The 21,058-nt window shown below is 68.4% G+C and carries 24 protein-coding genes; 16 read left to right on the top strand and 8 right to left on the bottom strand.

Going from position 1 to position 21,058, the window contains the following annotated elements; genetic code table 11:
- From Q7P21_RS10030 to Q7P21_RS09975, 12 genes are all read left to right on the top strand, one after another.
- Positions 1 to 151: hypothetical protein (locus Q7P21_RS10030; RefSeq protein ID WP_304176977.1), on the top strand; the 151-nt coding region annotated here is incomplete at its 5' end.
- An 84-nt stretch (positions 152 to 235) separates the two neighbouring features.
- The gene (locus Q7P21_RS10025) at positions 236 to 880 is read left to right on the top strand and encodes a 2'-5' RNA ligase family protein (protein ID WP_304176975.1); all 645 of its coding nucleotides are present in this window, start codon (positions 236 to 238) and stop codon (positions 878 to 880) included.
- A gap of 72 nt (positions 881 to 952) precedes the next feature.
- Positions 953 to 1,306 (top strand): ArsC family reductase, encoded by a 354-nt coding sequence (locus Q7P21_RS10020; RefSeq protein ID WP_304176973.1) that lies wholly within the window; start codon positions 953 to 955, stop codon positions 1,304 to 1,306.
- Positions 1,299 to 2,153: an alpha/beta fold hydrolase gene (locus tag Q7P21_RS10015; RefSeq protein ID WP_304176970.1), complete on the top strand. Its 855-nt coding sequence runs from the start codon at positions 1,299 to 1,301 to the stop codon at positions 2,151 to 2,153. The genes Q7P21_RS10020 and Q7P21_RS10015 overlap by 8 nt, the downstream gene beginning before the upstream one ends.
- A 50-nt stretch (positions 2,154 to 2,203) precedes the next feature.
- Positions 2,204 to 2,665, top strand: coding sequence for a hypothetical protein (locus tag Q7P21_RS10010; RefSeq protein ID WP_304168002.1), 462 nt, complete (start codon positions 2,204 to 2,206; stop codon positions 2,663 to 2,665).
- Positions 2,665 to 3,219, top strand: coding sequence for an RNA polymerase sigma factor (locus tag Q7P21_RS10005; protein ID WP_304168000.1), 555 nt, complete (start codon positions 2,665 to 2,667; stop codon positions 3,217 to 3,219). Before Q7P21_RS10010 ends, Q7P21_RS10005 begins: the two co-directional genes overlap by 1 nt.
- Positions 3,206 to 3,505: a hypothetical protein gene (locus Q7P21_RS10000; protein WP_304167998.1), complete on the top strand. Its 300-nt coding sequence runs from the start codon at positions 3,206 to 3,208 to the stop codon at positions 3,503 to 3,505. The genes Q7P21_RS10005 and Q7P21_RS10000 overlap by 14 nt, the downstream gene beginning before the upstream one ends.
- Before the next feature lie 102 nt (positions 3,506 to 3,607).
- A complete protein-coding gene (locus Q7P21_RS09995; RefSeq protein WP_304167996.1) occupies positions 3,608 to 3,991 on the top strand; it encodes a DUF6249 domain-containing protein in 384 nt (127 codons plus the stop codon).
- Positions 3,992 to 4,015: 24 nt separating this feature from the next.
- A complete protein-coding gene (locus Q7P21_RS09990; RefSeq protein WP_304176969.1) occupies positions 4,016 to 4,594 on the top strand; it encodes an RNA polymerase sigma factor in 579 nt (192 codons plus the stop codon).
- On the top strand, positions 4,587 to 4,967 hold the full coding sequence (locus Q7P21_RS09985) for a hypothetical protein (protein ID WP_304167993.1): 381 nt from the start codon (positions 4,587 to 4,589) through the stop codon (positions 4,965 to 4,967). The genes Q7P21_RS09990 and Q7P21_RS09985 overlap by 8 nt, the downstream gene beginning before the upstream one ends.
- Before the next feature lie 4 nt (positions 4,968 to 4,971).
- On the top strand, positions 4,972 to 5,805 hold the full coding sequence (gene panB / locus Q7P21_RS09980; RefSeq protein WP_304167991.1) for a 3-methyl-2-oxobutanoate hydroxymethyltransferase: 834 nt from the start codon (positions 4,972 to 4,974) through the stop codon (positions 5,803 to 5,805).
- On the top strand, positions 5,802 to 6,653 hold the full coding sequence (locus Q7P21_RS09975) for an SDR family NAD(P)-dependent oxidoreductase (protein ID WP_304176968.1): 852 nt from the start codon (positions 5,802 to 5,804) through the stop codon (positions 6,651 to 6,653). Before panB ends, Q7P21_RS09975 begins: the two co-directional genes overlap by 4 nt.
- On the opposite strand, the gene Q7P21_RS09970 is transcribed toward Q7P21_RS09975, so the two are convergent.
- On the bottom strand, positions 6,650 to 8,533 hold the full coding sequence (locus Q7P21_RS09970; protein ID WP_304176966.1) for an alkyl/aryl-sulfatase: 1,884 nt from the start codon (positions 8,531 to 8,533) through the stop codon (positions 6,650 to 6,652). The two genes, Q7P21_RS09975 and Q7P21_RS09970, sit on opposite strands and share 4 nt — an antisense overlap.
- A 197-nt stretch (positions 8,534 to 8,730) precedes the next feature.
- On the opposite strand from Q7P21_RS09970, the gene Q7P21_RS09965 reads away from it, so the two are divergent.
- The 3 genes from Q7P21_RS09965 to der are packed head-to-tail and all read left to right on the top strand — an operon-like array spanning position 8,731 to position 12,536.
- Complete coding sequence (locus tag Q7P21_RS09965; RefSeq protein ID WP_304176964.1) at positions 8,731 to 9,504, top strand: tetratricopeptide repeat protein; 774 nt, start codon at positions 8,731 to 8,733, stop codon at positions 9,502 to 9,504.
- Complete coding sequence (locus Q7P21_RS09960) at positions 9,504 to 10,910, top strand: PQQ-like beta-propeller repeat protein (RefSeq protein ID WP_304167980.1); 1,407 nt, start codon at positions 9,504 to 9,506, stop codon at positions 10,908 to 10,910. Before Q7P21_RS09965 ends, Q7P21_RS09960 begins: the two co-directional genes overlap by 1 nt.
- A 12-nt stretch (positions 10,911 to 10,922) precedes the next feature.
- Entirely contained in the window at positions 10,923 to 12,536 is a 1,614-nt protein-coding gene (gene der / locus Q7P21_RS09955; RefSeq protein WP_304167977.1) for a ribosome biogenesis GTPase Der, read from the top strand.
- Here the strand turns inward: der and Q7P21_RS09950 are convergent.
- Genes Q7P21_RS09950 through radA form a run of 5 tightly spaced genes read right to left on the bottom strand, consistent with a single transcriptional unit; the run spans position 12,496 to position 17,713 of the window.
- Entirely contained in the window at positions 12,496 to 13,236 is a 741-nt protein-coding gene (locus Q7P21_RS09950) for an SDR family NAD(P)-dependent oxidoreductase (RefSeq protein ID WP_304176962.1), read from the bottom strand. The two genes, der and Q7P21_RS09950, sit on opposite strands and share 41 nt — an antisense overlap.
- 10 nt (positions 13,237 to 13,246) lie before the next feature.
- Positions 13,247 to 14,224, bottom strand: a complete 978-nt coding sequence (locus Q7P21_RS09945; RefSeq protein WP_304176976.1) for a bile acid:sodium symporter family protein — start codon at positions 14,222 to 14,224, stop codon at positions 13,247 to 13,249.
- 17 nt (positions 14,225 to 14,241) lie between these two features.
- Positions 14,242 to 15,726 (bottom strand): amidophosphoribosyltransferase, encoded by a 1,485-nt coding sequence (gene purF, locus Q7P21_RS09940; protein WP_304167971.1) that lies wholly within the window; start codon positions 15,724 to 15,726, stop codon positions 14,242 to 14,244.
- Complete coding sequence (locus Q7P21_RS09935) at positions 15,723 to 16,343, bottom strand: CvpA family protein (protein ID WP_304167968.1); 621 nt, start codon at positions 16,341 to 16,343, stop codon at positions 15,723 to 15,725. Before Q7P21_RS09935 ends, purF begins: the two co-directional genes overlap by 4 nt.
- Positions 16,344 to 16,348: 5 nt before the next feature.
- Entirely contained in the window at positions 16,349 to 17,713 is a 1,365-nt protein-coding gene (gene radA / locus Q7P21_RS09930; RefSeq protein ID WP_304167964.1) for a DNA repair protein RadA, read from the bottom strand.
- Positions 17,714 to 17,854: 141 nt separating this feature from the next.
- Between radA and Q7P21_RS09925 the strand changes: the two genes are divergently transcribed.
- Positions 17,855 to 18,559: a hypothetical protein gene (locus Q7P21_RS09925; RefSeq protein WP_304167962.1), complete on the top strand. Its 705-nt coding sequence runs from the start codon at positions 17,855 to 17,857 to the stop codon at positions 18,557 to 18,559.
- A gap of 3 nt (positions 18,560 to 18,562) precedes the next feature.
- Here Q7P21_RS09925 and alr read toward each other — a convergent pair whose 3' ends face one another.
- Together alr and Q7P21_RS09915 are read right to left on the bottom strand one after the other, a co-directional pair.
- Complete coding sequence (alr, locus tag Q7P21_RS09920; protein ID WP_304176960.1) at positions 18,563 to 19,657, bottom strand: alanine racemase; 1,095 nt, start codon at positions 19,655 to 19,657, stop codon at positions 18,563 to 18,565.
- 42 nt (positions 19,658 to 19,699) lie between these two features.
- A partial coding sequence (locus Q7P21_RS09915; RefSeq protein WP_304176959.1) for a replicative DNA helicase occupies positions 19,700 to 21,058 on the bottom strand: 1,359 nt, incomplete at its 5' end.

The following is a 21,058-nucleotide window of genomic DNA, read 5'->3' as shown; positions in this document are numbered from 1 at the left end:
CTCCACCGACGGCATGACCGCCGACTTCTTCGAGTTCCCCTGGGAGGTCCTCGGCCGCTGCGCCACCCGGATCATCAACGAGGTCCGGGGCGTCAACCGCGTGGTCTATGACGTCACGTCCAAGCCGCCTGGGACCATCGAGTGGGAGTAGGGGGCGCCACCAGGCCCCTCGACGGCCTTTGGTCTGGACAGGGGGTTTGTTCCATGTTTGTTCTCAATCTCAGAGGGCAAATCCATGGACCTGGAACGGAAGATCCCCAGCAGGGCTGAGCAGCTCAGCTTGGAGTTCGGACCCGAGCCGAGGCTCGAAACGCCCTCCGCGCGGGCCGTGCGTCCGGTGCTGTTCTTCGCGATCCTGCCTGATCCGGCCGCGGCCGCCCGGATGGCGGAGCTGGGCCGGATGTTGCGACGTCGCTACGACCTGACGGGCCCGGCCGCCGCCGCTGCGCGATTGCATGTCTCGGTGTTTGGGGTCGGAGGCGAGACGGAGGCGGGGATCGCGCTCGCCCGCCGGATGGGCGCGGCGGTGACCGCCCGGGCTTTCGAGATGGTGCTCACTCGGGCGGTGAGTTTCCGGGGCGGCCAGACCCGCCCCCTGGTGCTCTGCTGCAGCGACGGCGCGGCTGCGGCCCTGACCGGCCTGCGCGACGCGCTCGGACTGGCCTCCGATGACCTGGGCCAGGCCGTCACCTGGAGGCGGCCTTTCACCCCACATCTGACCCTGGGACATGACTTCGGCGCCATTCCGGACACCGTCCTTGGCGACCCCATCCGCTGGCCGGCGCGGGAGCTGGTGCTGGTGCGCAGCGACCGGGGCCTTGGCCACCACGCCCGGCTGGCCAGCTGGCCATTCCGCCCACGCTTCGACCGGGGTCCCTGACAGCCTTCGCTTCCCTTCGGGCGAGGTCACGCATACCTACCCGTGGGCGGCTTGAATCGCGGAGAACGACGGATGAGTGACGGCGTGACGGTCTATGGGATCAAGGCCTGCGACACGATGAAGAAGGCCCGGACCTGGCTGGAGGCGCACGGCGTCGACTATCGGTTCCATGACTACAAGGCCGTGGGTGTGGATCGCGCCACCCTCGAGGGCTGGGCGGGCCGGGTCGACTGGAAGCTGCTGCTCAATACGGCGGGCACGACGTTCCGCAAGCTGCCGGACGCGGACAAGGGCGATCTCGACCAGGCCAAGGCCATTGGCCTGATGCTGGCCCAGCCCTCGATGATCAAGCGCCCGGTCGTGGACCTCGGGGACCGGTTGCTGGTCGGCTTCAAGCCCGAGACCTATGCGGCCGTCTTTGGCTGATCCCACCGCCACACCCGGCGACCGGTCGGGCGAGCCGCCGCTGGTGGTCTATTTTCACGGCGCGCCGGGATCGCCGCGTGAGATCGGCCTGATTGTTGGCGCCGCGCGGCAGTGCGGGATCTCGCCGATCAGCCTTCATCGGGCCAGGATCGCGCCGGGCCTCACGGGAGCGGCCTATTTCGACCTCCTCGCCATGGAGCTGCGCACGCGCGCCGCCGGGCGACAGGTGGACGTCATCGGCTTCTCGATCGGCGCCTTCGTGGCCCTCGAAGTCTGTCGCCGTCTGGGCGATCAGGTGCGGGGGGTCGATCTGATCGCCCCGGCCGGTCCGCTTGAATTGATGGAGACTCTCGATGACGTGGCGGGGGCGGCGGTGTTTGGCCTGGCCCGGCGCGCGCCGTGGCTGTTTCGGACGGCGTCTCGGCTTCAGGGCCTGTTGGCGGTCGTCCGTCCGGACCTGCTGATGTCCATGCTGTTCGCCAAGGCGGCGGGCGACGACCGCGACCTGGCCAAGGACCGGACATTCAAGACCCTATTGGGGTCAGTCCTGAGAGACGCCTTGGGGCATGGCCTCGCCGGCTATGTCCGTGATGTCGAAGCCTATGTCCGGCCCTGGGCGGAAGCCCTGGACGAAGTGCGCGCGCCCGTGCGGATCTGGCAGGGGGCGTTGGACAACTGGGCGCCGCCCAGGATGGCCAAGACCCTGGCGGAACGGCTCGTCGCCGCTGAGCCGGTGAGTTTTCTCCCCGGCCGGTCCCACTATTCCGCATTGATCGCGGCGGCCCCGGACATTTTTCGACGGTTAAGCGCATCGGCTGCATCCAATCCAACAGTCGGTGGCGACTAGGGGATGAAAGCGGCGGATCATCCGCCCCGCATCTGCCTTGGAGCCCTCACATGGAACACGTCTGGTTCAGCTATTGGTGGCTGGTCTTTCCGCTCGGTTGGTTCGTCTTCGGCGCCTTTGACCGCTGGCTGACCTATCAGCGCAGCCGTGACGCGCTTGACCTCATCAAGACCTACACCGCCCAGGGCAAAGAAGTTCCGCCGGAACTGGTGCGCCGGGTGCATGACGACATCGACGACGACCTGCCGCCGGGCGTGGACGTCCGCTTCTACAATCGTCGTGTCCGCCGGGCCTATCGCCGGGCCTACCGCTGGGGCCCCTACGGCGCCATGCGGTCGGCGGTGATCACCGGCGCCGTGGCCGCCGCCTTCTGGTTCTCGGCCCAGATGAGCTATATCCCCGGCGCTGATGGACCGTTCCGGTTCGTCGCGATCATCCTGGGATGCATCGCCGTCGGCAACCTGGCCTTTGCGATCCTGGGCCTGGTGATCCCGCGTCCGGATCGCGACTGATGGATATGGCGGTCCTCGACGAAAATCTGGTCGAGGCCGCGCGCGGAGGGTCTGCGGAGGCCTTCTCCAGCCTGGTGGCGCGCCATCAGCAGGCGCTGCGGGCCTTCCTGCGCCGCGCCTGCCGCGACTGGGCGCTCGCCGATGATCTGGCCCAGGAGACCTTCATCACCGCCTGGTCCCGCATCGGGCGGCTGCAGCCGGGGGCGAATGTCCGGGCCTGGCTGTGCGGGATCGGCTACAACAAGGCGCTGACGGCGTTCCGCGCCGATCGGCGGGCCCGGCGCCGCGACGACGACTATCACAAGGCCGTCTCTATCTCTGTCTCGCCGGTCCCGGAGGATCGCATGGCCCTGGAGCGGGCCATGGCTGACCTGCCGCTGGAACAGAGGGCCTGTGTCGCCCTGTGCCTGGCGGCGGATTTCAGCCACGCCGAAGCCGCTGTCGCCCTGGAATTGCCGTTGGGCACGGTGAAGTCTCATGTCGCCCGCGGTCGAGCCCGGCTGCTGGCGGCCTTGAATATCGAAGACGAGGAGCCCGCCAATGCCTCATCCTGACGATCGCCTGAGGGCCTTGTTCGCGGCCGATGCGCCGCCGACCCGGGATCACGCCTTCGAGGCCGCGGTGTTCGAGCGGCTGGCCCGGCGCGCCTTCCTGCTGGATCTCGCCGCGCTTTCGGCGATCAGCCTGGCGGGCGCGGGCCTGCTGTGGTTGCTCTGGCCCGCCATCTCACCGGCCCTGATGGCGGTGGGGCAGGGGCTGGCGCCGGCGGCCCTGGGGCTGGGCGTGGTGGCGGTTCTGTTGACGCTGGGCGGCGGCCGTATCCTCGAAGCTGGAACATGACGAAGAATTCACGGCTCAGTCTGCATCCATAGGGGATGCGGCGCGCCTCTTTCCTTGCATAGACGGGCCGATGAGCCCGCTCACGGAGAGAAGGAGACCCCCTTGCACGCAGTCTTTATCATCCTGATCATCTTCGGATCGATCGCATCCCTGTTCCTGGTTCCGGCCTGGCTGAAGAGCCAGGAGCGTCAAAAGCTGCAGGACACCCTGCGCGCCGCCATCGAGAAGGGCCAACCGCTTCCCACCGAAGTGATCGAGGCCTTGACCTCCGACGTGAAGGTCCGGCCCAAGCCTTCGCCGCAACGCGACCTGCGGGTCGGCATCATCTGGATGGGCGTGGCGGTCGGGCTGGCGGCCATGGGCTTCGCGATCAGCTTCGAGGACGCCGACGCCCTCTATCCCATGCTGGGCTTCGCGGCCTTCCCAGGCTTCATCGGTCTGGCCTTCGTCCTGATCTCATTCTCCGGCCGCGGCCAGAAGTCTTAAGTCGCTCTAGGGGGAGCAGGCCCAATGACGGGCTCTCAACACAGGTTCGCGAGCCTCCACGACGTGGAGCTGGCCACCTTGGCCGCGACGGGGGAACGTCGCGCCTTCGGTGAGCTGGTCCGCCGACACGGATCGGCGGTGCGCGGACTGCTGCGCCGGATGGGCGCGGCCCCGGCCGAGGCCGACGATACGGCCCAGGATGCGTTCCTGGCCGCCTTCGAAGGCATAGCGGAATATCGCGGCGAAGGCGCCTTCGCCGGCTGGGTCAAACGGATCGCCGCGCGCCAGTATCTGCGCCGGCTGCAGCGGGAGCGGCGGCTGGCCGATCTCGCCATAGCTGCGGAGGAGGGGGAGCCGGTGGCGTCCCATCCTGACGCTGCGGGCCGCATCGATCTGGACGAGGCGCTGAAGACGCTCACCGCTTCGGAGCGGCTGTGCGTCACCATGTGCTACGGCGCGGGCCTGTCCCACGCCGAGGCCGCAGAGGCCTTAAATCTGCCGCTTGGAACGGTAAAATCCCATGTCAAACGTGGTCTGGAGAAGCTCAGAGCGCGACTGGCGCCGCCTGACGGCGCTCTCGAGGGGAGGCAGGGCAATGGCTGAACTCGATTTCGAACGAAGTCTGGAGCGGCTGTTCGCCGATGCTCCCTATTTCCCCGACGGCGAGGCCTTCGCGCAGCGGGTGGAGAACCGGCTGGATCGGGGCTGGGCCATGCGCGGCTGGCTGATCGGCTCCGCCGGCGTGGTCGGCGGCGTGGTCGGGGTTAGCCAGTTGGTGATGTCCAATGTGGTTCATCGGGTGGAGACGGTTTCGGCCGGATCCAGCCGCGTGATCCAGGCCGGAATCGCCCAGGTGAAGCCGAGCATCGACCTGTTGTCGCTTGTGCAGTCCGACTGGGCTGTGGTTTGGGTCGCCTCCGCCCTGGCTGTCGTCGCCATGGGCTTCGTGCTTACGCGGGTGATCGAGGAGATCTGAGTTCATGTCCGCTCAACGCCAAGACACGGTGCGGCGGCTCGCCGCGCCGGATATCGCTGCGCGCAAGGGCGGAGAGCCGATCGTCTGCCTGACGGCCTACACCGCCCCGATGGCCGAGTTGCTCGACGCCCATTGCGACCTGCTGCTGGTCGGCGACAGCCTGGGCATGGTGGTCCACGGCCTGCCCAATACGGTCGGCGTGACCATGGAGATGATGATCTTGCATGGCCAGGCGGTCATGCGCACCTCCAAGCAGGCCATGGTCGTGGTCGACATGCCGTTCGGCTCCTATGAGGGGGCGCCGGAGACGGCCTATGACAACGCCGTGCGGATCATGAAGGAGACCGGGGCCCAGGCCGTGAAGGTCGAGAGCGGCGAGACCGTGGTCGACACCATCGCCTACATGGTCAAGCGCGGCATCCCGGTCATGGGCCACGTCGGTCTGCGTCCGCAGGCCGTGCTGACGGACGGCGCTTTTAAAGCCAAGGGCAAGGGCGCCGACGAGCGCGCCCGCATCCTGGCCGAGGCCAAGGCCACCGCCGAAGCCGGCGTCTTCGCCCTGGTCATCGAAGGGGTGGCCGAGGGCCTGGCCCGGGAGATCACCCAGGCGGTGAGCGTTCCCACCATCGGCATCGGCGCCTCCGCCGGCTGCGACGGCCAGATCCTGGTCACCGACGACATGCTGGGCCTGTTCGACTGGACGCCCAAGTTCGTGCGCCGCTATGGCGACCTGCGCGGCGAGATCGCCCAGGCGGTCGCCGCCTATGCCGCCGATGTCCGGGCCCGGCGGTTCCCCGGACCGGCCGAGATCTATTTCGCCAAGGCCGCCAATACATGAGCCATCCCGCCCTGGTCGCCGGACGCACCGCCGTCGTCATGGGCGCCGCCAGCGGCATAGGCCGGGCCGCCGCCCTCCGCTTCGCGGCGCTGGGCATGAATGTCTGCCTGGCCGACCTCGCGGGCGAACCCCTGGAAAGCGCGATCAAGGCGGTGGCCGAGCACGCCGCCGCCCGTGACCATGTCTTCGGCGTCGCGACCGATGTCGCCGACCTCGATGCGGTCGAACACCTGCGCGACGCCGTCTACGGCCGGTTCGGCGAAGTCGCGGTCCTGATGAACAACGCCGGTGTCGGCGGCGGCGCGGGCGCCTATCAGGATATCGATCGCTGGCGCAAACTGCTGTCGATCAATCTGTGGGGCGTGATCAACGCCGTCCAGACCTTCACCCAGGGCATGGTCGCCCAGGGAACCCCCTGCGCCATCATCAACACCGGCTCGAAACAGGGCATCACCAATCCGCCCGGTGATGTCGCCTACAATGTCACCAAGGCCGGGGTGAAGACCCTGACCGAAGGCCTGGCGCATCAGCTGCGCAATGTTCCTGGTTGCCAGGTCAGCGCCCACCTGCTGGTCCCCGGATTCACCTTCACCGGCATGACCCGAGGCGCGCGCACCGAGAAGCCGCCTGGCGCCTGGCCGCCGGAGCAGGTGGTGGCGTTCATGGAGGCGGCCATGGCGCGCGGCGAGTTCTACATCCTCTGCCCTGACAACGACGTTCCCAGGGCCATGGACGAGAAGCGCATGGCCTGGGCCATGGGCGACCTGATCGAGAATCGACCGGCCCTGTCGCGCTGGCATCCCGATCATGAGGCCGCCTTCGCCCGTTTCATGGCTGGTGAGTCTTAAGGCAGCACGATCTCGAACCAGAAATCGAAGCGGTCCAGGACGCCCAGCAGGGTTTCGAGGGCTGCCGTGTCGCCGCTGACCAAGCCATCGGCGCGCGCGGCCTCCAACGTCCGCTCGCCGGTGACCAGATCGACCAGGGTTCCCCGTGTCAGGGGGATGGCGTCGGCTGTGGACCGCACCGCCCGATGGTGCAGGACGCCGTTTCGGACCTTGAGCCTGAAGCTCTCCGCGACATCGGTGAAGGTCAGCGTCATGGCCGGCTCGGCCCGGCCAATGGTCTCGCCGTTCAGCCGCACGCTCAACGAATCCAGCAGCTGGTCGGCGGGCAGGGTGCGCAACTGGCCTGCCGCTCCCTGGCGGGGGGCGGTCGGGGCTGGTCGCACATGGCGCAGCTCCTGGGCCCCGGTCAGGTAGAAGTCCCGCCAGGGCGCCGACTCGGCCTGATAGCCCATCTGCTCCAGGGCGTCGGCCTGGAGGTCGCGGGCCTCCATGTTGTCGGGCTCGGCGAAGACCAGGTGGTTCGCCAGCTCAGCGACCCAGCGATAGTCGCCGGCCTCGAACGCCGCCCGCGCCTTGGCGAGCAAAGCCTCGCCGCCGCCCGCCAGGTCGACATAGCGCTGTCCAGCCTCGACTGGCGGGTGTTTGTGCAGATTGGCGGGGTTGCCGTCGAACCAGCCCAGATAGCGCTGATAGACCGCCTTGGTGTTATGGCTGAGCGTTCCGTAATAGCCCCGGGTGTGCCATTCGGCCGCCAGGCTGGGCGGCAAGGCCATGCGCTCGGCGATCTCCAGCGGGGTCAGGCCGTGATTGGCCATCCGCAGGGTCTGGTCGTGGATGAACTTATAGAGGTCGCTCTGGGTTTCCAGAAACGCGACCTGGTCCGCCTGGCCCCAGCGCGGCCAATGGTGACTGGCGAACAAGACGTCGCTGTCCTTGGCGAACAGGTCGATCGCCTCGTCGATATAGAAACTCCAGGCCTTGGCGTCGCGGACCTGGGCGCCCCTCGGCGTATAGAGGTTGTGCAGTTGGCAGGTGCAGTTCTCCGCCATGCACAGGGCCCGATGCCTGGGGAAGAAGAAGTTCATTTCGGCCGGCGCCTCGGTGCCCGGGGTCACCTGGAACACGATCTCCACGCCGTCCAGGGTGAGCCGCGTTCCGGTCTTGGAGATGCTTTCGGTGGGCGCGATCAGGCTGACCTGGCCGCTGGACACCGCCTTGCCCAGGCCTGAATCGACGTGGCCGCGCGGACCCCGGGGCAGCAGGGCGCCGTACATATAGGTCGCGCGCCGGCTCATCGCGTTGCCGGCCAGGACGTTCTCGCTGACCGCCTCGGCCAGGAACCCCTCCGGCGCCACGATCCGCGCGCCGGCGGCGATGTCGGCGTCCGACAGCACCCCCTTGATCCCGCCATAGTGGTCGACATGGCTGTGGGTGTAGATCACCGCGCTAACCGGCTTGTCGCCCCGGTGCTTGCGCATCAGGGCCAGGGCCGCCGCCGCAGGCTCCGAGGAGGTGAGCGGGTCGATGACGATGAAGCCCTCGTCGCCCTCCACGAAGGTGATGTTCGACAGGTCGAAGCCCCGGACCTGGTAGATGCCCTCCGTCACCTGGAACAGGCCGTGGTTCAGGTTCAGCTGGGCCTGCCGCCACAGGCTGGGATTGACCGTGTCGGGACAGACCTCGTCGTCTGCCTGAAAGGCGAAGGTCGCGAGGTCCCAGGCCACGCCGCCCCGGGCGGTCTCCACACGGGCGTTGGGCGCAGTGTCGATGAAGCCCCGGCGGGCCCGGGCCATGTCCGCGCCATCCTCCGGGGGCAGGGCGGCGGCCAATGCGGCCTGGGCCGTGCGCGTTGCGCCCGTCGCGTCCTTGGGCTGGGTCATGTGGCTATTTCCCCCTGTGACAGGCGACGTCGAAGCGCCGCTCTTCCGCCATTCTTGATGGCTAACCCCTGGGGTCGGGGGCCGCCAGCCGAAAGTCCGTGCGCGCGGAAGGAACCCCCACCGTTGCGGCGGGCCGTCCGCCGCTATAGGTTCCGCCGCTCTATTCCCTGACGCCGGTTCGTGCGGAGTTTTTCTAAGTGGTCGATGTCTTTGACGAGGTGGAGGAACAGCTCCGCGCCGACCGATACCGGCAGATGGCGCTCAAGGCCCTGCCATGGGTCGCCGCCGGCCTGGGCGCGGCCCTGATCGCCGCCTTGGCGATCTGGGGCTATGAGACCTACACGACCAAGGCCGTGAGCAAGGCTTCGGAAGAATACGCCCAGGCGCTGGACGCCTTCCAGGCGGGCCGGGTCGACGAGGCCGACCGCCTGTTTGGCGAGGTCGCGACGTCCTCCTCCAAGGCCTACAAGGCCCTGGCCCTGCAGCAGCAGGGCGGGATCAAGCTGGCCGCCGGCAAGATCCCTGATGCGGTGAAGCTGTTTGACGCATCGGCCGCTGCGGCCCCCGACTATGTGATCGGCGACGCCGCCCGCCTCAAATCCGCCTTCGCCCTGCTGGACACCGCCCCCTATAAGGATATGCAGGCGCGGCTGGAGCCACTGATGAAGGACGGCCGACCCTATAAGGCCCAGGCCCGCGAGGCCCGCGCCTTCGCCCGCATCCTGGCCGGCGACTATAGCGGCGCCAAGGATGACTTCGTGGTCATCTCGCTGATGCCGGACGCCCAGGACGGCGCCCGCGCCCGCGCCCAGGCCGCCAAGCAACTGATCGAATCGGGCTCAGCCAAGGCCGTCGCCGGCGCGGTTAAGGCCGCCATGGCGCTGCCTGCGCCTGTCCAACTTCCCCCGGGGGCCGCTATTCCCGGTCTCACCCCTTCCGCGCCGCAACAGCAAGCTCAGCCCGCCCAATGATGACTCTGCGCCGTAACGGCCTCCTCGCTCTCATGCTGACGGTCGCGGTGGCGGCTTCCGGCTGCTCCACGGTCGGCAAGATCAATCCGTTCCACAAGAAGGACACGGGCCCGAAGGAGGTCGCCTCCGTCGGCCAACGGGTGGCGGTCCAGGCTTTTGACGACAAGATCGAAGTCGCCGAAGGCCTCAAGGGCGCCGACTTCTTCCTGCCGGAACCCCAGCCCGTGACCCAATGGGCCCTGCCTGGCGGCACGCCGGAACAGTCGGTCGAACACGTCGCCGCCGGCGGCGGGCTCTCGGTCGCCTGGAAGAAGAGCTTCGGCCAGAAGTCCAGCCGCGGCGCCCACGTCACCGCCCCGCCGGTGGCCGTCAACGGCAAGATCTATGTGATGGACGGCGAGGCCACGGTCTCCGCCCACGACGCCCAGACCGGCGCCGAGGTGTGGAAGGCCGACCTGCGTCCCAAGAACAAGCGCGACGCCGAGGCCTTTGGCGGCGGTCTCGCCATCGCCGACGGCAAGCTCTATGTGGCCTCCGGCTATCGTTTCGTCGCCCAGCTGAACGCCGACACCGGCGCGGTGCTGTGGCGCAAGATGACCGAGGAACCGATCCATGCCGCCCCGACTGTGGTCGGCGGCCGGATGTTCGTGGTCGCCATCGACAACACCCTGCTGACCTTTGACGCCGCCACGGGCGCCGAGGGCTGGACCTATCAGGCCCTGGCCGAATCGGCCCGCATCCTGGGCGCCTCCAGCCCGGCCGTGTCCGGCGACACTGTCGTCGCCTCCTTCGGCTCCGGCGAACTGGTCGCCCTGCGCGCCGCCAACGGCAATGACCTGTGGAACGAGGCCCTGTCGCGGGCCAGCCGCACCAACGCGCTCTCGGAAATCCGCGACATTCCCGGACGTCCGGTCGTCTATCAGGGCGACGTCTTTGCGGTCAGCCATTCGGGCGTGTTCGCCGCCACCGACCTGCGCACCGGCCAGCCGCGCTGGACCCTGCCGATCACCGGCATCACCACCCCCTGGGCCGCCGGAGACGTGGTCTATGTGGTCGACAAGGCCGGCAAGATCTATTGCGTCGCCCGCGAGTCGGGCCAGGTCTACTGGATCCGCGACCTGAACGTGGACCGCGTGAAGAAGAAGGCCGCCTGGTACAACGGCCTGGGCAAGAGCAAGGCCGACGCCAAGAAGAACGTGGTGCGGCCGCTGTGGACCAGCCCGATCCTGGCCAATGGCCGGCTGGTGCTGGGCGCCGACACGGGCGAAGTCGTGGCCGTCAACGCCAAGACCGGGGTGGTCGAGAAGTCGGTTCAGCTCGGTTCACCGTTGCTGATTGGCCCGATTGCGCTAAATGGCGCCCTGTACTTCGCGACGGATGGGGCTCAACTCATCGCGCTGCGCTAACTTCGAGACCACATGCCGCTCAGACTCGCCATTGTCGGGCGTCCTAACGTCGGAAAGTCGACCCTGTTCAACCGACTGGCGGGCAAGAAGCTCGCCATCGTGGACGACCGTCCCGGCGTGACCCGAGACCGGCGCTTCGGCACCGGCCGCATCGGCGACATCGACCTTGAACTGATCGACACCGCCGGCTTCGAGGATGTCACCGATGACAGCCTCGAGGCGCGGATGCGCGCCCAGACCGAACTCGCCATCGACGAATGCGACGTCGCCGTCTTCGTGGTGGATTCCCGCGACGGCGTGACGCCCATGGACCGCGTCTTCGCCGAAATCCTGCGCAAGCGGGACAAGCCGGTGATCCTGCTGGCCAACAAGGCCGAGGGCCGCCAGGGCGACATGGGGATCAACGAGTCCTACAGCCTGGGCCTGGGCGAGCCGATTCCGGTCTCCGCCGAGCACGGCGAGGGCATGGCCGATCTCTACGCCGCGATCTCGGCGATCAATGACGAGGCCGATCTCGGTGAGGACGACGACGGCGACAAGGCGGTCAAGATCGCCATCGTCGGACGCCCCAACGCCGGCAAGTCGACCCTGGTCAACAAGCTGATCGGCGAAGACCGCATGCTGACCGGTCCGGAGGCCGGCATCACCCGCGACGCCATCCCGGTCGACTGGACCTGGGAAGATCGCCAGGTCCGGCTGGTCGACACCGCCGGCCTGCGCCGCAAGGCCCGGGTGCAGGAGAAGCTTGAGAAGCTGTCGACGGCCGATTCCATCCGCGCCATCACCTTCGCCGAAGTGGTGATCCTGGTGATGGACGCCACCCACCCCTTCGAGGTCCAGGACCTGCAGATCGCCGACCTCGTCGAGCGCGAGGGCCGGGCCCTGGTGTTCTGCCTGGCCAAGTGGGACCTGGTGGACGACCAGCAGACCAAGATGAGCGAGATCGTCGAGGAGGCCGCCCGCCTCCTGCCGCAGCTCAAGGGTTCGCCGGTCATTGCCTTGTCGGCCGAGACCGGGCGCAACCTCGACAAGCTGATGCCGGCCGTCTTCAAGGTGCACAAAGACTGGTCGACCAAGGTCAAGACCCGCGACCTCAATGACTGGCTGGCCCAGGCCATCCAGCGCCACCCGCCGCCGGCCGTCAGCGGTCACCGGGTGAAGCCGAAATACATGGCCCAGACCAAGGCCCGGCCACCTACCTTCGTGCTGTTCGCCAGCCGGGCCAACCAGCTGCCGGACCAGTATCGCCGCTATCTGATCAACTCGCTGCGCGAGAGCTTCGACCTGCCGGGCGTGCCCATGCGGCTGACCGTCAAGTCGAACAAGAACCCCTTCGCCGAGGGCGAGGCCAAGAGCCACGTGGCCCAGACCCTGGTGAAGAAGACCCGCACCAAGGCCAAGACCGGTCTGGCCGCCAAGACGCTCAGCGAGGCCTCGGCCAAGGCCAAGGCGGGCGCCAAGGCCAAGCCCAAGAAAGCCTATGTCTCCAAGGCGCCGAAGCCGACCGGCAAGCTGAAGGGGCAGGGCGCCGCGCCCAGGGGCCGCGCCGCCAAGGTGGCCCGCCCCGGCGTGAAGCCGAAGAACGCTAGCCGTGCGATTGCTTCCACGCGGGGAACGAGACGCTAGAGGTCGGCGCGCCCAGCTCCGCCTGGGCCAGTTCGACGATCAGCGGCCCGATTTCCGACGGCTCGGGCAGGGTCAGTGGGTCCTCGCCCGGCATCGCCTCGGCGCGCATGCCGGTGCGCATGGCGCCGGGATCGATCAGGGCGGCCCGCACAGGCGTATTCTCGATCTCGTCGGCCCAGGTGCGCACCAGGTGCTCCATGGCCGCCTTGGTGGCGCCGTAGGCGCCCCAGAAGGCCTTGGGGCGCTCCACCCGGCCCGTGGTCAGGAACAGGGCCCGGCCCTTGGGCGCGGCCTTCAGCAGCGGCTCGGTGGAGCGGATCAGCCGATAGACCGAGGTCAGGTTGGTGGCGACGATCTTGTCCCATACGCCGGTGTCGATATGGGCGATGGGGGTCAGGCCGCCCAGGATGGCCCCGGCATGGACCAGCAGGTCCAGATGGCCGTGTCGCTGGTGGATGGCGTAGCCCAGTTGGTCGATGCCGGACCCATGGGTCAGGTCGAGAGGGACCAGGGTCGCCGAACGACCGGTCAGGGCCTTGATCTCGTCGTCGAGGGCTTCCAGCGCGCCCTGGGTGCGGGCGGTGGCGATGATCTGGGCGCCCGCGGCGGCCAGGGCGAGGGCGCTGGCGCGGCCGATGCCGCGCGTGGCGCCGGTGACCAGGGCGATCTGGCCGTCGAGGGGAAGCGTCTTATCGGTCATGGCGGGGTGTCTAAACCGTCTCCGGCGAGCTGTCCGCCCGCTTTGCGTATCTCTGGGCGATGACCGCGCAGGCCATCAGCTGCAGCTGGTGGAAGATCATGATCGGCAGCAGCATCAGCCCCAGGCCCGCGCCGGGAAACAGGACGCCGGCCATGGGCACGCCGCTGGCCAGGCTCTTCTTGGAGCCGCAGAACACGATGGTGATCTCGTCCTCGGTGGCGAAGCCGAAGGCCCGCGCCGCCGCCACGGTGACCAGCAGCACCAGGGCCAGCAGCACGGCGCAGATCACCGCCAGCCGAACCAGGTCCAGTGCGCTGACCTGGCGCCAGATGCCGCCGGTGACCGCCTCGGAGAAGGCCGAATAGACCACCAGCAGGATCGAGCCGCGATCGACATAGGAGAGCAGCTTGGCCCGCGCCGAGATCCACGGCCCGATCACCGGGCGGAGCAGCTGGCCCGCCACGAACGGAACCAGCAGCTGGACGACGATCGACTGCACCGAATGGAACGACAGCCCATTGCCCTGGGCGTGCATCAGCAGCGCGCCGAGGAGCGGGGTGATGGCGATGCCCAGCAGGTTGGACGCCGTGGCCGAGGCCACTGTCGCCGCGACATTGCCCCGCGCTATGGCCGTAAAGCCGATCGAGGACTGGATGGTCGAGGGCAGGCACCCCAGGAACACGATGCCGGGCGCCAGGGCCGCCGGGGTCAGCCAGGCGGGCAGGGCGGCCATGCCCAGCGTCAGGATCGGGAACAGGATGAAGGTCGCGGCCAGCACCAGCAGGTGCAGCCGCCAATGGGTGATCCCGCGGATCACCGCCTCGCGCGACAGCTTCGCGCCGTGCAGGAAGAACACCAGGCCGATGGCGATCTTCGTCGCCAGGCCGAACACCGGCGTCGCCGCCCCGTGAGCCGGCAGGACGGTGGCCAGCAAGACCATGCTGACGATCAGTATGATGTACCAGTCGGGCTTGAGACGGGCCAACAGCCCGGGACGCGCTGAACTCACGCGTCGACCAGGAACGAGAGCTGGCGGTCCGCAGTATCGTTGCGACCCTCGGCGATCTCGCGATCGAGCAGACGGGTCGGATAGTCGCCGGTGAAATAGTGATCGGTGAACTGGGGGTTCTTCGGGTCACGCGGTTCGGAATTCATCGCGGCATAGAGGCCGTCGACCGACAGATAACCCATGGAGTCGACCTCCAGGATCTTGGCGATCTCCTCGACCGAGTGGTTGGCGGCCAGAAGCTTGTCGCGGTCGGGCATGTCGATGCCGTAGAAGTCCGGCCACTTGATCGGCGGCGAGGCGGATCTCAGATGCACCTCGGCGGCGCCGGCCTCGCGGACCATGCGCACCACGCGGACAGAATTGGTGCCGCGCACGATGGAATCGTCGATCAGCATCACCCGCTTGCCGGCCAGCACCGAATGGTTGGGCGACAGCTTCATGCGCACGCCGAGCTCACGGGCGCCCTGGGTCGGCTGGATAAAGGTCCGACCCACATAGTGATTGCGGATGATGCCCATCTCGAAGGGCACCCCGGTCTCCTGGGCGTAGCCGAGCGCCGCCGGTACGCCGGAATCGGGCACCGGCACGATCACGTCGACGTCCACATGGCTTTCCTGGGCCAGCCGACGGCCCATGCGCTTGCGCACCTCATAGACGGAGCGGCCGTTCACGACGGAGTCGGGACGGGCGAAATAGACATATTCGAAGATGCAGGGCCGAGCCCGGGCGGCGGGGAACGGCCGCAGGCTCTCGATTCCGTCATGGTCGATGACCACCATCTCGCCGTGTTCGATGTCGCGGACGAACTTCGCGCCGATCATGTCGAGCGCGCAGGTCTCGGACGCCAGCACGTACTTGCCGTCCAGGTCGCCCAGCACCAGCGGGCGGATGCCCAGGGGGTCGCGCACCCCGATCAGCTTCTTGTTGGAAAGCGCCACCAGGGCGTAGCCACCCTCGATCCGCGACAGGGCGTCGATGAACTTCTCGACCATCCGCGCCCGGCGCGAGCGGGCGATGAGGTGCAGGATCACCTCGGAGTCCGAGGTCGACTGGAAGATCGCGCCCTCCGCCACCAGCTGCTGGCGCAGAGTCAGGAAGTTGGTCAGGTTGCCGTTGTGGGCGATAGCGACGCCGCCGGAGTCGAGATCGGCGAACATCGGCTGGACGTTGCGGATGAAGCTGCCGCCCGCTGTGGAATAGCGGGTGTGGCCGATGGCGGCGTAGCCGGGCAGGCGCTCCATGAGGTCGGGGCCGGCGAAGGCGTCGCCGACATAGCCCATGTGTCGTTCGGTATGGAAACCCTGGCCGTCAAAGGTGGCGATGCCGCACGCCTCCTGGCCTCGGTGCTGCAGGGCATGCAGGCCCAGCGCCGTGATGGGCGAGGCCGCTTCGATGTCGAAGACGCCGAAGACCCCGCATTCCAGACGCGGCGTGTCATCAAGAGGATCACGCTGCGGCCATCGATCCTGGACGGATTTCATCGGGATTTCTCCACCAGATCGTCGATTCCACCGCGGTCGCGGGCGTCATAGCCCCCGCCGTCACTGGAGTCACGCGGGCTGTTCTTGGAACCTTCATGAACCGCCTCGGTCAGGACGGGTTTCAGCTTGTCGGCCATGTCCCAACCCTTGGGCGCGAAGGCCCTCAGCGCCGCCGCAGCGACCGTGGTCATGGGGTAAAAGGTCGCATCGGTCAGCCACTTGGGCATCAGGGCCGCCGGCGTCGCGGCGGTGAAGGCCAGGTTGAAGGCGCCGAGCAGGACAAAGGCGCGGACTAGGCCGAAGCCCAGGCCGATGGTGCGGTCCATCAGCCCAAGAATCTGGGCCTCCTGGATCTTGCGGGCCAGACCGCCGCCGACGATCCGCAGGCCGCCATAGACCAGGGCGAAGGTCACCACCATGCCGGTCACCGTGCCGGCCCAGTCCGGATCGATCAGGTTGCGCGCGATCGGACCGGTAAAGCGCAGGCCATAGACCGCGACGATGGCGGCGACCAGGAAGGAGACGACCGCCACCATCTCGTGGGCGGCGCCCTGGTAGAAGCCGATCCCGGCCGAGGCCAGCAGGATCGAGAGCACGATGATGTCGAAATAGGGCACCGGTGCTAGTTCCAGTCGCTTTCGCCGATCCGTCGGACGGCGTCGGCCAGGCGCGCGACCGGCGTGATCTTCAGCGGGGCGCCGTCCAGGGCGGCGGGCGCGATGGCGCGATTGAACCCCAGCTTCGCGGCTTCCTTGAGGCGAGACTCCATGCGGCTGACCGGGCGGATGTCGCCCGACAGGCTGAGTTCGCCGAACACCACGCAATCCTGCGGCAGGGCGACGTCCAGGGCGGAAGAGGCCAGCGCCGCCGCCGCCGCCAGGTCGGCCGCCGGCTCCGTGACCCGCAGGCCGCCGGCCACGTTCAGATAGACGTCGCGATTGCCGAGCCCGAGCCCGCAGCGCGATTCCAGAACGGCCAGCACCATGGCCAGGCGACCGGAGTCCCAACCCACCACGGCCCGGCGCGGCGTGCCATAGGCCGAAGGCGCCACCAGGGCCTGGAACTCGACCAGCACGGGGCGGGAACCCTCGATGCCGGCGAACACAGCGGCGCCGGCCGCGCGCTCGCCCGAGGTGTCGAGGAACAGGGCCGAGGGGTTCTTCACCTCGGCCAGCCCTGCGTCGCCCATCTCGAACACCCCGATCTCGTCCGTGGCGCCGAACCGGTTCTTGGCGCCGCGCAGAATGCGGAACGGGTAGCCGCGCTCGCCCTCGAAGGCCAGGACGGCGTCGACGATATGCTCGATGACCCGGGGTCCGGCGATCGTGCCCTCCTTGGTCACGTGGCCCACCAGGATCACCGCCACGCCCTGCTTCTTGGCGAGCCGGGTCAGTTCGGTGGCGGCGGCCCGCACCTGGGTGACCGAGCCGGGGCCTGCTTCATGGGCGTCGCTCCACATGGTCTGGATGGAGTCGATGACCACCAGGTCGAACTTGTCGCGCTTGAGCCCGTCGAGGATCTCGCGCAGCGAGGTTTCCGCCGCCAGCTTCACCGGCGCGTCGGCCAGGCCCATGCGCTGGGCGCGGCTGCGCACCTGATCGACAGCTTCCTCGCCCGAAATATAGGCGCAGCGAGCGCCCCGGCGGGCGGCGAAGGCGGTCACCTGCAACAGCAATGTCGACTTTCCAACCCCTGGATCGCCGCCCAGCAGTATGGCGGAGCCCGGCACCACGCCGCCGCCGCAGACCCGGTCGAACTCATCGACGCCGGTGATGATCCGGGGCGGGGCGAGGGTGGTTTCCTCCAGGCCCCGGAAGTCCAAACCCCGGCCGCGCGCGCTCTTGCTGGGGGCGAGCGCCCCCGGCGGCCGGCTCTGCACCTCCTCGACAAGGCTGTTCCAGCCGTTGCAGGCCGGGCATTGGCCCGCCCACTTCGACTGGGTGGCCCCGCAGGACTGGCAGACATAGGCAGCGCCGTCGCGGGCCATGGAATCTCCTGATTCGGACGAGGTCCGAGCTTACCCTCTATTGCGCGGCGGTTTCCCGACTCCGCGCGTTTGTTTAGGTTCGGCCAAGTGGGGGCGGCGCCCGCTCCATTCAAGCCGCGGCCGGCTTCAGCAGGGGACACCATGAGCCAGTACGATCCGAGGGCGACGACGGGGCGCGGGGTCTTGGGGCTCTCTGGACCCCGTCTGGCCTGGGCGATCGGCGGCGCCGTCGCGGTGCTGGGCGCCCTGGGCGTGGCGGTTCTGGCGGGGCGTCATGCCGCAGCGCCGACCGAGGTGTCGGGGCCGCGTCTACGGGGTGGCCAGTCCGTCGATATCGAAAAACTGCAGGCAGCGACCGCCAGCCTCGACGCTGCAGCCAAGGCGATGAAGACCAGGCGGGGCGCCGTGAAGACCCTCTCGGCCGAGGCGTTGCAGGCCTATCTGCCCGGCGCTGTCGACGGCCTGACCCGGCGCAAGGTCTCGGTGGAGGCGGCGGAGGAGAACGATCTCTCCGGTCCTACCGTTCGCGGACATTATGCCGGCAAGGGCGCCAGCCTGGATCTGTCGGTGTCCGACCTCGGCGCCGCCGGCGCACTTGCCGCCCTGGCCGGGGCCTTCAATGTCGAGAGCACCCGCCAGACCGATGGCCGCATCGAGAAGGTCGGCAAGGTCGATGGTCGCATGACCGCCGAGACCTGGGACCCCGCATCCCGCAAGGGCGAGTACTCGGTGCTCGTCGCGGACCGGTTCATGATCCATGTGGAGGGCCAGGACGTCGATCTGGCGACCCTGCGCAACGCGGCGATCGCGGTGGGCTTCGCCAAGCTTCAGGCGGCGGCCCGATAGACCTTAGACGCCGCCGAGATAGACCCGCTCCGCCCGCTCGCTCAGCCGCACCAGGCATTCGTGGGCCACAGTGCCGGAGGCCTCCGCCAGATCGTCGATCAGGGCGTTGGGACCCATCAGCTCCACCATCTGGCCTGGCGCGGCGGGCGCGTCGCCGATCTCCATCGCGATCAGGTCCATATTGATGATCAGGAAGCGGCGCAGGGCGCCGGCGAACCATCCGGCGCCGCCGGACTTGCCGGCCCGGATCAGGCCGTCAGCATAGCCCGCCGCCACCATGGCCACCCGGGTCGGGCGCTGCATCACGAGGCCGCCGCCATAGCCGACGGTCTCGCCCGGCGCGATGGTGCGGATGTCCAGGATCGGCGCCTCGAAGATCGCCACCGGCTTGAGGTCTGGGTGCGGCCGCTCGAACGGCCCGCCGCCATAGAGGCTGACCCCCGGCCGCACGATGTCGAAGCGATAGTCTGGACCGAGGAAGACGCCGGCCGAGGCGGCCAGGCTGGCCTTGGCCTGAGGGAACAGCGCCCGCAGGGGGCGGAAGGCCTCCAGCTGGGCGAGGTTCCGCGCCGCGCCCGGCTCGGTCGCCGAACCCAGATGGCTCATCACCAGCTCGACCTCCAGGCCGCGCAGTCGGTCGGGCGATTGAGCCAGCGCCTGGGCGTCGGCGGCGGTCAGCCCCTGGCGGTTCATCCCCGTGTCGACATGGATCCCGACCGTGAGGTCCTGGCCCGATTGGGCGGCGAAGGACGCGGCGACCTCGACCTGGGGCAGTGTGGTCAGGACGGCGGTGAGGCCGGACGCCGCCATCCGCGCGCCGGTCCCAGCCGGCATGCCGTCCAGCACATGGATGGTTGCTGGCCGGCCTGGGCCCAGGGCCGCGCGCAGGGCCTCGCCCTCGCTCAGCCGGGCCACGAAGAAGCGCCGCGCCCCCTCCGCCCATAGCCGGCGGCCGACCTCGGCCGCGCCCAGGCCATAGCCGTCGCCCTTCAGCACCGGCGCGGCTTCCGCCCCATCGGCCTCGGCGCGCAGCACGGCGTAATTGTGGGCGAGCGCGTTCAGGTCGATCGTCAGACGCGCGGAAGAGGGAAGGGCCATCGCCCGTTCTGTTAGCGCGTCCGAAGCGGGGGCGTAAGCCCGCTACCGCTGTTCGTAGCGGCCATCGCGCGCGACATTGCCGAACTTGGTCAGGTCGGAGTTGAAGGCCAACCGCACAGTGCCGATCGGACCGTGACGCTGCTTGCCGATGATCACGTCGGCCAGGCCCGCCACCTGGTCCATCTGCTCCTGCCAGGTCAGGTGCTCGGCCGTGCCTTCGCGGGGCTCGGCGCGGGAGAGGTAGTATTCCTCGCGGTAGATGAACATGACCATGTCGGCGTCCTGCTCGATCGAGCCGGATTCCCGCAGGTCGGACAGCTGCGGTCGCTTGTCCTCGCGGTTCTCGACCTGGCGGGAGAGCTGGGACAAGGCGATCACAGGCACTGAAAGTTCCTTGGCCAAGGCCTTGAGACCTTGGGTGATCATGCTGACTTCCTGAACCCGATTGTCGCTCTTGCCGTCGCCGCCCGTGACCAGCTGCAGATAGTCCACGAAGATCGCGTCCAGGCCATGGAGGCGCTTCAACCGGCGGGCCCGGGCGGTGAGCTTGGCCAGGGTGATGCCGCCGGTGGCGTCGATATAGATCGGTGCTTCCTGGATCTCGAGGGCCGCGTCGCGCAGCCGGCCGAACTCCACGGCGTCGATCTCGCCCTTGCGCAACCGGTCGCCGGACACGCCGGACACTTCGGCCAACAGGCGCATGGCCAGCTGCTCGGCCGACATTTCCAGCGAGAAGAAGGCGACCACCCCGCCTGAGACCGTCTTCTTGGTGCCGTCCGGCTGCGGCTCCCAGGCATAGTGGCGGGCGATGTCGAAGGCGATGTTGCAGGCCAGCGAGGTCTTCCCCATCGACGGACGGGCGGCCAGGATCAAGAGGTCGGACTTGTGCAATCCGCCGATCTTCTGGTCGAGGTCGATCAGGCCGGTGGATATGCCGGCCAGGCCGCCCTCGCGGCTGTGAGCCTCGGCCGCCATGGTCACGGCCCCGTGCAGGGCCTCGGCGAAGGTCACGAAGCCCTGGGAGGTCCCGCCGGTCTCGGCAAGCGTATAGAGCTGCTGTTCCGCCGCCTCGATCTGATCGCGGGCCGAGCGCTCTTCGTCGGGCGCCTGTGCGGTCGACGCGATATCGCCGCCAATGCGGATCAGGTCGCGCTTCAGCGCCAGGTCATAGATGACGCGCGAATAGTCTGCGGCGTTGGAGGCCGGCGGGGCGCGATCAACCAGGTCGGCCAGATAGCGCACGCCGCCCAGGTCCTCGAAGGCCGGGTCGCGGCTGAACTGGTCAGCCAGCAGGATCGGCTCAGCCAGCTGGCCCTTGCGGACATGGGTCTCGATGGCCTGGAACAGCCGCTGGTGGAAGGGCTCGTAGAAATGCCGGGCCTGCAGGAAGTCGCCCAGCCG

The sequence above is a fragment of the Phenylobacterium aquaticum genome (assembly GCF_947378715.1).
In the GTDB taxonomy this organism is placed as follows: Bacteria; Pseudomonadota; Alphaproteobacteria; order Caulobacterales; family Caulobacteraceae; genus Phenylobacterium; species Phenylobacterium aquaticum_A.
The sequence above is the reverse complement of the archived record's forward strand: the minus strand, read 5'-3'. Positions and strand labels throughout refer to the sequence as shown.